This is a genomic window from Paraburkholderia sp. GAS448 (assembly GCF_050435685.1).
Lineage (GTDB): Bacteria > Pseudomonadota > Gammaproteobacteria > Burkholderiales > Burkholderiaceae > Paraburkholderia.
Genome location: NZ_JBNDKT010000007.1, coordinates 215504 through 229007, shown reverse-complemented (window position 1 = coordinate 229007; position 13504 = coordinate 215504). Strand labels below are relative to the sequence as shown.

Sequence of the window (13504 nt, the reverse complement as noted above, 5' to 3'; positions counted from 1 at the left end):
CTCAACAATGAACCCCCGATCCCCAACCAGAAAGGCTTCGGGCGATCCTAAGTTGCTCCTTAACAACAATTATCAAGACCAGGGGCAGCGGAACGCGCGCACGCTCATCGGTTTGCTCGGAGATTCTGCGGTGACCGCTGTGTGAGTGTCTCTTCAGGAGTGTTTCATGCGTCGCCGAACGGCCAATAGTTGCCGTTCGCGCAACAGAGACTGTCGTCATTCCAATGGCTGGTTCACTTCGTAACCTGCCGGATGCCCGGTGGAAGCAGGTCGGCCATACCCGACGTTCAGGTATCGGCAACGGTATGACGGCTATAAGTTGCTTTCTGCCCATTCGCAGCTCGGCAGCTACTGTGCCCAGCCACCGGCCGCCCCCTTTCTGAAGGTCGAGAATGTCGGAATAACGGCGCGTGACAACAGGACCGCGAAAGATGGTTCGCGTGGGCACGTCCCGCGAAACGACAGATCAGCAATGTCGTCTTCCAATTGACCGATGTATTCAACGTCCACTCGATTGCGGCCAGACTGATAGTGACCACGGAGAATCGACAGAATGACTTTCGCCGCACCGGATAAGCTTACAGCGTAGTGGCGACAGGCGCGCCCGGCAGCCGGGAAAGATAACGATCTTGTAATGAGCGGGTCAGCATCGAGACAGGCGCCATTGCCGAGAATGAAGGCAACTCTTCATCGACGCCGATGGAGAGGCTCGAGGCCTCGTTCATGGTGAATGTGGCCACTACGTTCTCAAAGGGGACCATCATGAAAGCACTGATCAAGGCCGTACTGATTGCCAGCGCGTTGAGCTCGCCTACATTCGTGTTTGCCCAGGCCGCCAATGCACCGGTAACCCGCGCCGAGGTGCGAGCCGATCTCGTCCGGGTCGAACAGGCCGGTTATCGTCCAGCAGCGAAAGATCGGTACTACCCCGCCGACATTCAGGCGGCCGAGGCGAAGATCGCGGCGCAACGCCAAACACCCGAGGCAGCGTCGGTCGGCGGTGTGACGACGGGCGCTTCGCAGGCCGGAGCGGCGCTCGCGATGAACGACGCACAGTCGATCTATGCTCACCATTGAACACGCGTCATGCTGCTGGCCCGCGCTCGTCGAGACGCGGTCTGGCGCTGATCGTGATTGCAGTCGACCACAGATCAACGCGGAGGATGCTGACATGAACGTGCTCGACCGTTGGCGCTCACGACCGTTGAAGGTCCGTGTCTTGAATCGCTGCGTTAAATGCGGCGAGTTGAAGGACGACGTCCAGAAGCGCGTGAATTACTGGCCGGATGTTACGGCAGTCTGCTGCGCGGAGTGCTTCGCGGAAATGAGGGACCTTCGCGAGGCGGACTGAGCATGCGCTTTGCAGTAGATGCCGCAGGCGGGCCTTGCTACGGATACCTGGGAGCACCCATGCTCTATCAACTACACGAATTTCAGCGGGCTCTGCTTAGCCCGCTGACCGCCTGGGCCCAGGCCGCGTCGAAATCCTTCGCGAATCCGGCCAGCGCTCTTGCCTATTTCCCAAGCGCCACCCGTCTTTCCGCCGGTTACGAATTGCTCTACCGGCTGGGCTCCGGCGACGGCCAGACGCGCGCCGCCCAGGATCTGTGCAGCGGCATTCCCCCCGAGCCCAAGCGGCATTTCGTGGCGGAAAAGTGCGGCCACTACGGTATTTTCTCGGGCCGCCGCTGGCGCGCCATCATCTATCCGCAGTTGCGGGACTTCATCCTCGAGCACAGCAATGGAAAGCTGTGACGGAGCGGGCCGAAGCGGCTTCCCGTCCGCTTTACAAGGCCTGTCGACCCGCAACGATGCGTCACGTTCGACCACTGCCAACAGGCGAGCGAGGAATCGTTTTCGCCGTCGTCAATAGATGAAGACAGCTGTATCGTTGGCAAGGCTGTCCACGCACCGCGCACGTCAGAGCGGATTTTATGCACAAGCTCACGCTCGGCTCTGCCGCGAGAACCCAGCGGTGGTTATCGAGGACCTGAATGTCAAAGGGATGCCGGCGAACGAACGACTTGCCCGGTCGATCTTGGATGTAGGCGGGATCTTTCGCCCCTTGATGCGCCGCTACGTCGCGCAGCGGTATATTTCAACATCGGAGCCGCATCGATATACGTCGTCAAGTTCCTGGCCGAGTCGCTGCCGGGAGGCAAGCCCAAATGAACGTTGCGCGTCCTCGCGGTTCCTATTGCCTGAAGGCAGCCGTCCGCTGCGCGACGCTGGTGGCTGCCGCCGGCTTCGCCGTGGCAACCCCGTTGCCAACGCCGCCGTGCGGGACACCGCCGGTGCCGGCCTACGCGTCGCTGGGCGTGCAACCTGCAATGGCGATCCTGGGCGCCGAGGAGCTCGATACGAGTGTGTGGCGGCCGTCCTCGTGCACCGGATGGCCTGCGGCGTCCCGCTCCCGGGTTGTCGTCGCGGTCGCAGGGCTGGTTCACGTCGCTGGCGGTCCCGAGACGCTGTTGGCACGTGCCGGGGCGGTCTCCACCCTGCGCAGCATGCGCTACTGGTCCACGACCGACAAGACGTGGCGTCCCTTGTTCCTGGATGCCGCAGCGCTGGCCGGACCCGCAGAGGGCGGGGGCCGGCGGGGTGATTTCCGTCCGTCTGAACTGCAAGCCGGTCGAACCTTTTACTTCTGGGTGCGCGACAGCCGATCCGGCCCCCTGGTGTACCGGATGCGGGTGCTGGAGCACAGCCCGCAGCGGATGGCGCTGGCCGAGGAAAATGTGTCGCCGGTCCGTGCCTTCGGACTGACAGTGTTTCAGCCGGCTGCGCTGCAGACGGTGGTGTTCGCACAGCGCCAGACGAACGACGTATGGGGCCTGTATATTCTCGCGCGCATCGACCGGCAAGCCAGCAGTTTCATTGCGAGCGGGCACGAGGCCTCTACGGCGAACCGGGCGCTGGCACTGTTCCGGTACCTGGCCGGCATCCCGACCGACGCGGAACCACCGGCCGTGCGATGACTTGGGTCGTGACGCAACAGGCCCCTCGTCGATGCGTCAATCGCCTGCTGCGGCGCCCTCGCGCGCTTTCCTGCAGTACGCGGCCGCGGTGTACGGTCTCACACTTCCCGGTGTTGTTCGTCTGGGTCGAAAACTGTCAGTAGCTCAATAATCCCCGCTTGTGCGAACGCATTTTCTGCGACCCATTCTCTGACCGGGGGCTACGGAATTCCCACGTCCGACTACGAGCGGTTCGCGCAAACTGGGCGTATCGGCCGCTGTTCTCTACCTACGGCAGCACCCGGCCATCTGCTGACGTTGATCGGTGCGCGTGCTCGGACCCTCCAATGTCGGCTGTGCACCAGATGACAGTCATCGGGACATCGGTCGACCCCGTCAGTGCGTGGACCAACTATGACGTCCGTGCGCCGTCGTCGAGCATCTGCACCTCGGCATACGCTATCGTCACACGACTCATGTGCCAATGAAGCCGTACCCTCCACGAAGGAAGAATCGTCGGATGCAAGATAGCGTGCCGACCGCGCAATCTCTTCAGGCTTCGCGACGCGCTTGAGCGCGTGCAGGCCTGTCACGAACACCTGCGATTCGGAGCTGGCTGCTCAAAAGCTTTTGTCTGTCGAAACCCCGAAAGCGGCGCAATACATATGAAGGAGCCGTCGAATATTTAATGACTTTTTTTTCAATTTTTGATTGGTACCTTGCACTTGCATCCGGCGACCGACGCGAAAAGATCGGCGATAGCCACGCAAAGATGAATTCCACGATATCCATAAGATGCTGGCTCTTCTATTGCACTGGACCAGCAGCGGGAAGAATGCAGGGTTGAAACAACAGGACGCCAATGGCCGCCACTGCAGGCTGCGCCATGATGTCAGGCCCTCGGAAGCCTCACTTCCTGTGCATCAGTGTGAGTGCAATGACCTGAAGTGCAAGAGGTGTCCCGATGACCAATGCACTGCATGCACACCCTCCTGTCAAACGTGCCGGATGGATCGCCGCGGTGGTGTTCGCGGTTCTGGCCGGCGCCGGCGCACGGGCGCAGACATCACCCGCGTCCAGCACATTTGAGGCGACTGAAGATCCGCCCTTCCTGGCCCCCGCGGATGTGAGCGCCGCGACACGTGCGCGGACACCCAGCGCGGCCGTCGCGCCCTCGTTTATCGCAACCGATTGGCCGACGTTCGGTATGAACGCCCAGCGCACCGGAAGCAATTCCGTGGAGACCGTGCTCACGCCATCCAACGTGCCCAGTTTGAGAATGCACTGGGCGACGGATCTCGGTGGCCCCATGACGACCCAGCCAACGCTCGCCGCCGGTGTGTCCATCAACGGCGTACCGACCGATATCGTTTACGCCGCGACGCTCAACGGGGACATGTTCGCGCTGAATGCGGCTACAGGGGCACAAATCTGGAAGAAGCACGTCAACCCTGTGCATACCACGTGCAGTGACTTCGCGGCATCGGGCGGCAACATTGGGTTCATCGGAACGCCTACCATCGACCATGCCAGGAACCAGTTGTACATCGTGAGCGGGGACGGTTTTCTGCATGCGTACAATCTGGCGACCGGCGCAGAGCTGCCCGCCTTGCACGTGCTCGTCCCCGATCCCGCGAATGCAACGCACACGTTCGTCTGGGGCAGCCCGACCCTCAGCGGTACGTCACTGTATGCGACGACGGCCAGTGTTTGCGACTTCACTCCGTACCATGGTCAGGTAGTCCGGATAGGTGTCCCCGGCGGGGCGATTCTGCAGCGCTGGTATCCAACCGGGGCAAGCGGACCGAACGGCGGCGGCATCTGGGGATATGGAGGCGTATCGGTCGTGCGGGGCGGAAGTGCTGTCTTTGCACTGACAGGCAACGGGTTTACGCGGCCGGAGAACACCCTCTTTGCAGAACACGTCGTCGAGCTTACCAATAGCCTGACCGTAGTTGCGTCAAACTCGCCGATGCCTCCCTCTACCCGAGACGCCGATTTCGGCGCTACGGCGCCGCTTTTCCAGCCGCGTGGCTGTCAGCCCATGCTTGCGGCGTTCCAGAAGACCGGCAAACTGTTCATCTATAACCAGGCGACCATCGCGTCCGGGCCGTTGCAAACGCTGCCAATCAGCCAGGGCAATGCGACGGGGAGCGACATTGGTTTGCCTGCCTATGACCCAGCGCTGAGGCAGCTGTACATTGCGGCGCCTTCCGATTCGCCCACGGGCTTCAACAAGCACGGTCTCATCGCGCTGGCGTTCAACAGCACCTGTTCCGCCGCGAGCGTGGCCTGGCAACAGCTGGTGGGCAAAAATTCAGCCTCGAACAATCCGGCTATTCCTCCCGTTGTCGCGAACGGCGTGGTGTATTACGCCGATGGCGTCGCCAGCCAGGTGTTCGCCATCGACGCAAAGAGCGGACAGATACTGTGGAGCACCGATCAACTTCCGGCGGCCGAACGCGTGACGGGCGGAATCTTCACGTCGCCGTCCGTCGTCAACGGACAGCTTTTCGTGGCGGGCTACGATCACAAGGTTCACGCCTTTGGCCTGTAGAGCGCCGCGCAGTCGGAGGGGGCCGCTCTACAGGCGAAACCCGCCATACGCTTGACGCGGAGTCTGGTGGCGGCTTCGGGTCGGGTACTGCCGATCGCTACCTTCCGAGGTTCAGGCCGCGCATGCCGATTGCATGGGTCAATAGTCGGCCAACTACGGCCGCTCGTTGTCCCGTCAAAAGGTCATCCGAGCGACTGCTCCGCAACCAGTTACCGGTTACCCGTGAGGGAATGTCGCGAGTCGTACGGCGAGGACTTAACAACACCAGCCAGGAAGCGCGACTGATCGTGATCGGCGAGACGCCGAAAGCCGGGAATCGAATTCACTATTCGCTGAACGCTACGTGTGAATCGTCAGCCCGTGCGGCCCACGTGGTATGCCGAGCGGCATGGGAAGGAGATTTCTTGCAGGGCAGCCGATGAGCAAGTGGAGCGTGCCATTGGGGACAGAGTGAGCAGTTTGCGAACCTCCGGTGCCCGGCGTCCCGTAGGACAGGGCGCTCGCGGTAGGCGGTCCCCGCGCCCTCCGGGCATTTCGACCTAGACTTGAATTGATTCGCTCGCCCGGTTCGGCGTCCGGAATCGCAACTGACGCGCGCAAACGCGCCATGCCCGAATGCAATAAGCGCGCGCACCCTGCGCGCGTCCGAACGATGGAGGTCAATGCCATGGCCGAGAACTGGAAGGTTGCCGGTACGTATTTCGAGAGCTGCAACTGCTACGCCCCGTGCAGTTGCGTTTGCCTCAGTCCGCCGTCGGATGGAGACTGCGCAGTGCTCATCGGTTGGCACGTCGATCAAGGCGAGTTCGCCGACGTGACACTGGACGGACTCAACATCGCTCTCTTTGCGTATTCGCCGGGTCACATGCTGCAAAACAAGTGGAAGGTGGCGCTTTATCTCGACGAACGCGGGACACCGCAGCAGCAAGAGGCGTTGGGTAAGATCTTCTCCGGTCAAGCCGGGGGGCCGCTTTCCGCGCTGGGCCCGATGATTGGCGAAGTCATGGGCGTCAAACCAGCCGCGATCGACTACCAACTCGACGGGAAGCGTCGCAGCCTTCGCATACCCAATGTCGCGGACATCGAAATCGAAGCGTTGTCTGGTCAGGATGGAGGCGACGTCACCATCAACAATCAACCGTTTACCCCTGTCCCAGGATTCGCGGCGGTGATCGGGAAATCGAAGCGCTTTAGCTTCACCGACTACGGCTTTTCCAGAGAAATCTCAGACCGAAACGGGTTCTATTCTCCGTTCGCCTACCATGGCTGAGCGAGGTTTTCGAAGGGGGTTCGTGTCGCGACGGCTGCCGGTGCGGGACCGAGTGATTGTACTGTCGGGACTCACGGCCGCCGCGACGCTCGCGTGGGCCTACCTGCTGTATATGAGCTGGGGCATGGAGCACATGGACGCGGGAGCTGGCATGGCCATCATGCCGCGCATGACGGATTGGGGCGCCATCGATCTGCTACTGGTACTGGCGATGTGGGCCATCATGATGGCCGCCATGATGCTCCCGTCGATCGTGCCGATGATTCTGAGTTTCGCGTTCCTGAGCCGCCAGCGGCGTGCGCAACGACTGCCGTATGTGCATACGAGCGTATTTGTTCTCGGCTACCTGGCCGTGTGGTCCGGCTTCAGCCTGTTGGCGACGTTTGCGCAATGGGGCCTGCTCGAGGCCCGTCTGGTTACACCAATGATGGTGAGCGCAACCCCGCTGCTTGGGGGCGCTCTCCTCGTCATTGCTGGAGTCTTCCAGCTGACACCTTTAAAGCACGCGTGCCTTGGCAAGTGTGCTTCCCCACTCGGTTTTCTTCTGACCGAATGGCGCGACGGCACCCTCGGTGCCTGGATCATGGGGTTCCGCCATGGGGCCTATTGCGTCGGCTGTTGCGGGGCACTCATGGCGTTGCTCTTCGTGTTTGGCGTCATGAACGTGCTTTGGGTTGCCGCCCTGTCGATCTACGTGATGCTCGAAAAAATGCTACCGCAAGCGCGATGGCTTCCTTTTGCGGAGGGGTTGCTGCTGGTTGGCTGGGGTGTCGTAGTTGCAACAACGGGGTGAGGTCACGACACGGACAGCCGAATAACTACCCCATCCGAAGATGTCCGCTACGCTTCATAACCGGTCGTTGAAGCGACCGCGCTTCGAATGGCCGCTGAGGGTCGAACAGAGACTTTCGGGGAGCGATGCCGAGGCACTGATGCGGACCTCGCGTGAGCATTCGCGGCGCGCTTCGCTGATCTACACTGCTAATAGCGGGGCGGGAACAATGCTTGCGTGGCGCAAGTCAGATCAACAGAAGGGTCCCAGACGTCTGATCCTTCTCGCCGGGTTTGTGCTGTTCGGCCATGTCACGCTCCTAGGTATCAGCCGGCAGCACGACGGCATCGTCACTCGAAGGACGAAATGACTTGACGACGAGACGCCGGGCGCGGCGGCATGCCACCGGGCGGGCTGCCGCCATCGTAGGGAAGGACACTTACTATGAGAAGGGCGCCTGGAACACGGTCAATACTTCCCGCTCTGGTGCTTTTGCTCGCCGGCTGTGCCGTCGGCGGCAGGCCGTATGCCGGGCCGCACCTCAGTCCAACAGAGTGCCGCGACCTGGCGGCGCTCAGGACCAACGCGCCCCCTACGATGGCGCAACACCATAGCGAACTGGCTGCCCTGAGGAAAGCGGGCTACGACCCGTCACCGTGGTATGACCCATATTACCCGGAAGACATACAAGCGGCACAGCGTCTGGTCGACTACTGGTTCCAAACGGAGTGCCAGCAGCCTCAACCCAGCTGAGAAGCCAAGGTGAATGCGAACCACTCCAGGCTCAGCGCGTACTAACTGCACGTCGCATCGCGGCCGTGTTCCCTTGGCGCGTGCGGTGGAAATCATCCAATGGTCCGTGCTCAACGAGTCCATCCGATGCGGCAAAGTTTTGATTGTCCACTGGTCCGCCCTGTCAATGTCGCCGAGTTGAGACGGTCTCATCAAGTCCAGTCTCGCGAAAGTTCGCTTCGCCTTTCGCATCCCTGCTGCGATCAGCGATCGTTCGAGGTCCGCATCGGACCGGGTTCGGCCAGCTGCTGCCGTTGGCCCAAGCTTTCACACAGACGTTCGAATGTCGGCTTCGCCCACACAATGGACCTTGGTACACCGATCATGTCAGTCTCTAGCGTTGCTGAGGACCGCAAGCGAGAAGACGTGCCCCGTGACGTACTGTTTCAGAAACAGGGGACAACGGACGGACATGAAAGCAGAGACGTTCGAATCGGAATGCGAGTCAGCTCGGTCTCCTGAAATGTGCTGCCTCCGGGAGCGTAGGAGATTCGCAAGGCGGCGCTGTTTCGCAGTGGCCAACAGGCGCGGTCGGGTAATGTCGTCCAATGCGATCCCCAGGGCGGGCGAAGTATTCAGGACGCACTTTGGGAATCCCCGTCGATGGGGACTATCTGCCCGGATATCGAGCGGCCGGCCTCGGAGCCGAGAAAGACGGCGAGTGCGCCGATGTCCGCAGGATCGACGAAGCGCTTGATCGACTGGTTGGCCAGCGCCGCGGCTTCTTCCTGTGCCACGCTGCGTCCACTGGCGGATGCCCGCCCCTGAAAAACCTGCTGCAACCGCGGGCCTTCCACGGCGCCGGGCAGGATTGCATTGACCCGAATGCCGAACTCACCCAGTTCGCGGGACAGGGTCTTGGTAAAGCCGACGAGTCCCCACTTCGTTGTGGCATAGGGGCTGCGATTCGGGTAGCCGAAGCGGCCGGCCAGTGACGACATGATGACGATCGAGCCCGCGGTAGACTGTTTCAGATGGGGGATGGCGTGCTGTGTCACAGTGAATGTGCCCGTGAGATTGACGCGCAGCACGTTCTCCCAGGCGTCTGGATCCATGTCTGCAACGCTGGCCACAGGTCCCGCGATGCCCGCGTTGTTGACGAGTACGTCCAGGCCACCGAGTGCGGCTGCGCCCTCGGCCACCATACGAGCTACCGAGCCGCGGTCGGCGACGTCGCACACCGACGTCATGACGTCCGGCAATTGCGTCTGCAATTGCCTCAGGGCACCCTCGTCGATATCGCAGACAAAAACCCTCGCCCCAGCGGATGCGAAGGCTTCCGCGATAGCACGACCTATGCCGCTCGCGCCGGCGGTGACGAGTACGCGCTTGCCTTTCATGGACATCATGGAATCTCCTTTGGATCAGAATCGCGGTTGCTGTTCAGGAGCAGGCGGCACGGATGAATTCGGGCACAGGGACGGCTTTCAGCCGTCCATCTGCCTCTCGAATGCATAGCGCGCGTGTTTCCCGCCCCTCGCAGATCAGGGTATCGCCGCGCACGATGCGATGACGCTGGATGAAGACTTTGCCGCGCCACTCTTCGATTACGGTGTGCACATCGATGCGCTCGCCATAGGTAGCCGGGGTGTGGAAACGGGTATGGATCTCCAGCAGCGGCGCACCAATACACTGAGGCAACTCCGTCAACGCGTGCCAGGGGGGAAGCCCGCACTGCGTAAAATAGTGGTGCGAGGCGGCGTCCATCCAACGCGAAAAATTCGGGAAGAAGACGATGCCGGCCGGATCGCAGTCCCCGAACTGCACGTCAACTTGAAAGACAATTTCCTTGCTCATGGGCTTATGCTCCAGTTTCCATTGCGGTCATTATGCGGGTGTCGTTTCGGTGGCACTGTCAATTCGCGGACACTCGACGTCGATATTTGTACGGGCATCACCAGGAGACCGGGATGAGTCGACAACGACGTATTGAGTCCCCATCGCTGACGATTGACGAACTGCTGGCCCAGTCGACCTGGTTCTCGCAGCTCGACGAGTCGGCCCGCCGCCGGGTGCGCGCCGATGTCTCGGAGCGCGCCATTGCCATGGGCCAGTTGCTGGGCCACCACGGCGAGCGGCAGCAGGTATGGTTCGGGGTGCTCGAAGGCCTGATAAAGTGGTCGATAACCGCACGCGACGGGCGCTCCGTCACACTGGGCGGCCAGTCGGTGGGCAGCTGGTTCGGCGAAGGCACGCTAATCCGCAAGGCGCCGCGAGAGTCCGACCTCATTGCGTTGCGCGACAGCCGGATCGCACAGATCCCGCTCGGCACCTTCGACTGGTTGCGCCACCATCAGCCGTCCTTCAATGAATTCCTGCTGACCCAGGTGAATGAACGCCTGCATTGGTTCATGGGCAACTTCGCCGCCCACGGGCTGCTCGACACCGACAGCCTGGTCGCGAGAGCGCTGGTGGGCATGGTGCATCCCATCGCCAACCCTCGGGGCGAGTGTCGTCTCCAGCTGTCGCAGGAAGAACTCGCCAACCTGGCTGCCGTATCTCGCCAGACTTGCAACAAGGCCCTGATGCATTTCAGGGATGCCGGTCTCGTACGCAGCGAATACGGCGGCATCGTCATTCTCGATCTGGCCGGGCTTCAGGCGCTTGCCCGGTAGGGCCTCAGAAGAGGCTTCCTGCCGGCGAGCTTCCAGCCCCACAAGCCTGTCCAGCAGACCAGGTCAAGGGGCGACGCCGCACTCGGGCAGCTGGCTCGGTCGACTGGGCGTTTACCCTGACACCAACTGTCGGTCTATCGACAGTGGTTTCCGCAAGCGCCAGAAATAATGCGTGTCATATGAGACAAGGAGACACGCAATGAACCGCACTCGTTCGGCGCCCGCAGTCACCACGGGCGTCAGCCATGCGCCGGCCCGGTCGGCAGAAGACCAGGTTTACCGCAAGATCAGTTGGCATGTGATGCCGGTCATCCTGATCGCCTACATCTGCGCGTTCCTCGACCGCATCAACATCGGATACGCGCAGCTTCAGATGAAGCATGACTTGGGCTTCTCCGATGCCGTCTATGGACTCGGCGCCGGCATTTTCTTTGTCACCTATCTGCTGTTCGAGGTGCCGAGCAACCTGCTGCTCGAAAAGATCGGCGCACGCCTGACCTTCCTGCGCATCATGGTGCTGTGGGGTCTCGCTTCCACAGCGACTGCCTTCGTCAGCGAGGCCTGGCAGTTCTACGGGATCCGGCTGCTGCTCGGCATCTTCGAAGCAGGCTTCTTCCCCGGCATCATTCTGTATCTCACGTACTGGTATCCGAGCCAGCGTCGCGGCCGCGTGACGGGACTGTTCCTGTTCGGCATGCCCATCACGGGAGTTCTGGGCGGCCCCCTGTCGGGAACGATCATGAGTGGCATGGAGGGCCTTGGCGGCTTGCATGGGTGGCAGTGGCTGTTCCTCGTCGAAGGACTGCCGACCATTCTGCTGGGGTTTCTGCTCTATCGCATGCTTCCGGACAAGCCGGGTCAGGCGCGGTGGCTGAATGACGCCGAGAAGGCGTTGGTGCAGTCGGTACTCGATGCGGACCACCAGTATGAAACAAAAGCCCGACACCATGGCAAGCTCGCCGCAGCGTTGGCGGACAGCAAAACCTACGTGCTCGCCTTCGTCTATTTCTGCTGCGCTTGTGCCGTCTACACGGTCACATTCTGGCTGCCGACCATGATCAAGGGCCTTGGCGTCGGCCCCATCTCGACGGTCGGCTGGTACACGGCAGTGCCGTATATCTTCGGTGCGCTCGGCGTCCTCGTCATCAGCCGGAGTTCAGACCATTTCAGGGAACGTCGCTGGCATGTAGGAGGAACGCTGGCAGTGGGCGCCATCGCGCTCTTTTCGACCTCGTTCCTTGGCACCGCCATCGTGCCGGTGATGGTTCTCCTGTGCATCGCGGCCTTCTTCATCTTTGGCGGCGGCTCGCTGTTCTGGTCGATCCCCCCGACCTACCTTGGCCGGGACGCCGCCGCGGCCGGCATCGCGGTCATCAGTTCACTGGGCATTCTCGGCGGCTTTGTCAGCCCGACACTGATCGGCTGGATCAAGAGCGCCACCGGCAGCATCCAGATGGGTCTGCTGGCCTTGACTGCATTGGTCATCGCCGGCGGCCTGACCAGCCTGCTCGGCCTGCCGAAGAGTGCGGTCCGGGTGGGCTAGGACGCCGGCGCGCACTAGCCGCGCCAACGGCCTTCATTACCTTTCGACCTCTTTCCTGACGTGGAGAAATGCATCATGAGCAAGCCCAAAGTCATTGTGACGGTCGCCCCGACCGGCGGTATGGCCACCAAGAAGATGAACCCGAACCTGCCGACGCAGCCGCATGAGATCGCTGAAGACACCTTCCGCTGCTACAACGCCGGAGCGAGTGTCGTGGCGGTACACGCACGGCGCCCCGACGACGAGGCCACCTGCGATCCTGCGATCTACAGCCACATCAACCGGCTGATTCGCGACAGGTGCGACATCATCCTGAACAACTCCACCGGCGGCGGCATCAATGGCGACATGGTGCGCGAACTGGACAACGGCCTGTGGGAGATCCAGTGGGAAGAGCGCCTGAAGGGCATGCAAGGCGACGGCGTCGAGATGTGCACGCTCGATGCCCAGACAGTCATCGCGAGCTTCAATGGCAAGGAGATCCTGGTGGCAACGCCGCCCTCGCGCATCCGGCAGATCGCAGAGATGATGAAGGCGCGCGGCATCAAGCCCGAGTGGGAAGTGTTCGGCCTTGCCGATATCGTTCAGGACGTCCAGCGTGCAATCAACGAAGGTCTCGACGAAGCGCCGCACTTCATCAATATCGTCATAGGCGCCAACGCCTTCCAGGGGGCCCTGCCCTACACGCCTCGCCTGTTGCAGACGATGGTAGACCATCTGCCACGCAACACCGTGTTCAACGTCAGCGCCATCGGCGCGGCGCAGTTGCCGGCTGCGATGAATTCGCTGTTGCTGGGCGGCCACGTGCGCGTCGGGCTCGAAGATAACCTGTACTACAGGCACGGCGAGCTGGCGACCAACGTGCAACTGGTCGAGCGCCTTGTTCGCCTGGTGCGCGAGATGGGCTACGAACCAGCCACCCCCACCGAGGCGCGCGAAATGATTGGACTGCGTCCGCTGCAAGAAAGACTCGGCGCCGACTGCGCAGAGGCTTAGAT

At 61.7% G+C, this 13504-nt stretch carries 14 protein-coding genes and 2 pseudogenes; 11 read left to right on the top strand and 5 right to left on the bottom strand.

What is annotated here, in order from left to right; all coding sequences use genetic code 11:
* Positions 1 to 578: 578 nt before the first annotated feature.
* The gene (locus tag P3T23_RS16270) at positions 579 to 740 is read right to left on the bottom strand and encodes a hypothetical protein (RefSeq protein WP_429317182.1); all 162 of its coding nucleotides are present in this window, start codon (positions 738 to 740) and stop codon (positions 579 to 581) included.
* A 22-nt stretch (positions 741 to 762) separates the two neighbouring features.
* Between P3T23_RS16270 and P3T23_RS16265 the strand changes: the two genes are divergently transcribed.
* From P3T23_RS16265 to P3T23_RS16250, 4 genes and pseudogenes are all read left to right on the top strand, one after another.
* The gene (locus P3T23_RS16265) at positions 763 to 1077 is read left to right on the top strand and encodes a DUF4148 domain-containing protein (RefSeq protein WP_429317181.1); all 315 of its coding nucleotides are present in this window, start codon (positions 763 to 765) and stop codon (positions 1075 to 1077) included.
* Positions 1078 to 1410: 333 nt separating this feature from the next.
* Positions 1411 to 1572 (top strand): annotated as a pseudogene (locus tag P3T23_RS16260) (polyhydroxyalkanoate depolymerase); the annotation flags it as partial.
* Positions 1555 to 1755 (top strand): hypothetical protein, encoded by a 201-nt coding sequence (locus tag P3T23_RS16255; RefSeq protein ID WP_429317243.1) that lies wholly within the window; start codon positions 1555 to 1557, stop codon positions 1753 to 1755. The pseudogene P3T23_RS16260 and the gene P3T23_RS16255, both read left to right, overlap by 18 nt.
* A 413-nt stretch (positions 1756 to 2168) precedes the next feature.
* Positions 2169 to 2978, top strand: a complete 810-nt coding sequence (locus P3T23_RS16250) for a DUF6675 family protein (protein ID WP_429317180.1) — start codon at positions 2169 to 2171, stop codon at positions 2976 to 2978.
* Positions 2979 to 3439: 461 nt separating this feature from the next.
* On the opposite strand, the pseudogene P3T23_RS16245 reads toward P3T23_RS16250, so the two are convergent.
* Together P3T23_RS16245 and P3T23_RS16240 are read right to left on the bottom strand one after the other, a co-directional pair.
* A pseudogene (locus P3T23_RS16245) lies at positions 3440 to 3571 on the bottom strand (SDR family oxidoreductase); the annotation flags it as partial.
* Positions 3510 to 3749 carry a hypothetical protein gene (locus tag P3T23_RS16240; RefSeq protein ID WP_429317179.1) on the bottom strand — a complete coding sequence of 80 codons (240 nt, stop codon included), beginning with the start codon at positions 3747 to 3749 and terminating at the stop codon, positions 3510 to 3512. The pseudogene P3T23_RS16245 and the gene P3T23_RS16240, both read right to left, overlap by 62 nt.
* A 172-nt stretch (positions 3750 to 3921) precedes the next feature.
* Between P3T23_RS16240 and P3T23_RS16235 the strand changes: the two genes are divergently transcribed.
* From P3T23_RS16235 to P3T23_RS16220, 4 genes are all read left to right on the top strand, one after another.
* Positions 3922 to 5514 carry a PQQ-binding-like beta-propeller repeat protein gene (locus P3T23_RS16235; protein WP_429317178.1) on the top strand — a complete coding sequence of 531 codons (1593 nt, stop codon included), beginning with the start codon at positions 3922 to 3924 and terminating at the stop codon, positions 5512 to 5514.
* Positions 5515 to 6121: 607 nt separating this feature from the next.
* Entirely contained in the window at positions 6122 to 6784 is a 663-nt protein-coding gene (locus P3T23_RS16230) for a DUF1326 domain-containing protein (protein ID WP_429317177.1), read from the top strand.
* A gap of 52 nt (positions 6785 to 6836) precedes the next feature.
* On the top strand, positions 6837 to 7577 hold the full coding sequence (locus P3T23_RS16225) for a DUF2182 domain-containing protein (RefSeq protein WP_429317176.1): 741 nt from the start codon (positions 6837 to 6839) through the stop codon (positions 7575 to 7577).
* Between the two features lie 423 nt (positions 7578 to 8000).
* The gene (locus P3T23_RS16220) at positions 8001 to 8309 is read left to right on the top strand and encodes a DUF4148 domain-containing protein (RefSeq protein ID WP_429317175.1); all 309 of its coding nucleotides are present in this window, start codon (positions 8001 to 8003) and stop codon (positions 8307 to 8309) included.
* Positions 8310 to 8923: 614 nt separating this feature from the next.
* Here P3T23_RS16220 and P3T23_RS16215 read toward each other — a convergent pair.
* Entirely contained in the window at positions 8924 to 9697 is a 774-nt protein-coding gene (locus P3T23_RS16215; protein WP_429317174.1) for an SDR family oxidoreductase, read from the bottom strand.
* A 34-nt stretch (positions 9698 to 9731) separates the two neighbouring features.
* Positions 9732 to 10145, bottom strand: coding sequence for an acyl-CoA thioesterase (locus P3T23_RS16210; RefSeq protein WP_429317173.1), 414 nt, complete (start codon positions 10143 to 10145; stop codon positions 9732 to 9734).
* 113 nt (positions 10146 to 10258) lie between these two features.
* Between P3T23_RS16210 and P3T23_RS16205 the strand changes: the two genes are divergently transcribed.
* The 3 genes from P3T23_RS16205 (at position 10259) to P3T23_RS16195 (ending at position 13502) form a co-directional block, all read left to right on the top strand.
* Positions 10259 to 10963, top strand: coding sequence for a Crp/Fnr family transcriptional regulator (locus P3T23_RS16205; RefSeq protein ID WP_429317172.1), 705 nt, complete (start codon positions 10259 to 10261; stop codon positions 10961 to 10963).
* Between the two features lie 199 nt (positions 10964 to 11162).
* Positions 11163 to 12506 (top strand): MFS transporter, encoded by a 1344-nt coding sequence (locus tag P3T23_RS16200; protein WP_429317171.1) that lies wholly within the window; start codon positions 11163 to 11165, stop codon positions 12504 to 12506.
* A 75-nt stretch (positions 12507 to 12581) separates the two neighbouring features.
* Positions 12582 to 13502, top strand: a complete 921-nt coding sequence (locus P3T23_RS16195; RefSeq protein WP_429317170.1) for a 3-keto-5-aminohexanoate cleavage protein — start codon at positions 12582 to 12584, stop codon at positions 13500 to 13502.
* The last annotated feature ends 2 nt before the right edge of the window (positions 13503 to 13504 follow it).

Excerpts from the sequence above, each read along its gene's own strand:
- P3T23_RS16265 (WP_429317181.1), top strand. The coding sequence starts at position 763 with ATGAAAGCACTGATCAAGGCCGTACTGATTGCCAGCGCGTTGAGCTCG.
- P3T23_RS16250 (WP_429317180.1), top strand. The coding sequence starts at position 2,169 with ATGAACGTTGCGCGTCCTCGCGGTTCCTATTGCCTGAAGGCAGCCGTC.
- P3T23_RS16240 (WP_429317179.1), bottom strand. The coding sequence starts at position 3,749 with ATGGATATCGTGGAATTCATCTTTGCGTGGCTATCGCCGATCTTTTCG.
- P3T23_RS16235 (WP_429317178.1), top strand. The coding sequence starts at position 3,922 with ATGACCAATGCACTGCATGCACACCCTCCTGTCAAACGTGCCGGATGG.
- P3T23_RS16230 (WP_429317177.1), top strand. The coding sequence starts at position 6,122 with ATGCCCGAATGCAATAAGCGCGCGCACCCTGCGCGCGTCCGAACGATG.
- P3T23_RS16220 (WP_429317175.1), top strand. The coding sequence starts at position 8,001 with ATGAGAAGGGCGCCTGGAACACGGTCAATACTTCCCGCTCTGGTGCTT.
- P3T23_RS16215 (WP_429317174.1), bottom strand. The coding sequence starts at position 9,697 with ATGATGTCCATGAAAGGCAAGCGCGTACTCGTCACCGCCGGCGCGAGC.
- P3T23_RS16210 (WP_429317173.1), bottom strand. The coding sequence starts at position 10,145 with ATGAGCAAGGAAATTGTCTTTCAAGTTGACGTGCAGTTCGGGGACTGC.
- P3T23_RS16205 (WP_429317172.1), top strand. The coding sequence starts at position 10,259 with ATGAGTCGACAACGACGTATTGAGTCCCCATCGCTGACGATTGACGAA.
- P3T23_RS16200 (WP_429317171.1), top strand. The coding sequence starts at position 11,163 with ATGAACCGCACTCGTTCGGCGCCCGCAGTCACCACGGGCGTCAGCCAT.
- P3T23_RS16195 (WP_429317170.1), top strand. The coding sequence starts at position 12,582 with ATGAGCAAGCCCAAAGTCATTGTGACGGTCGCCCCGACCGGCGGTATG.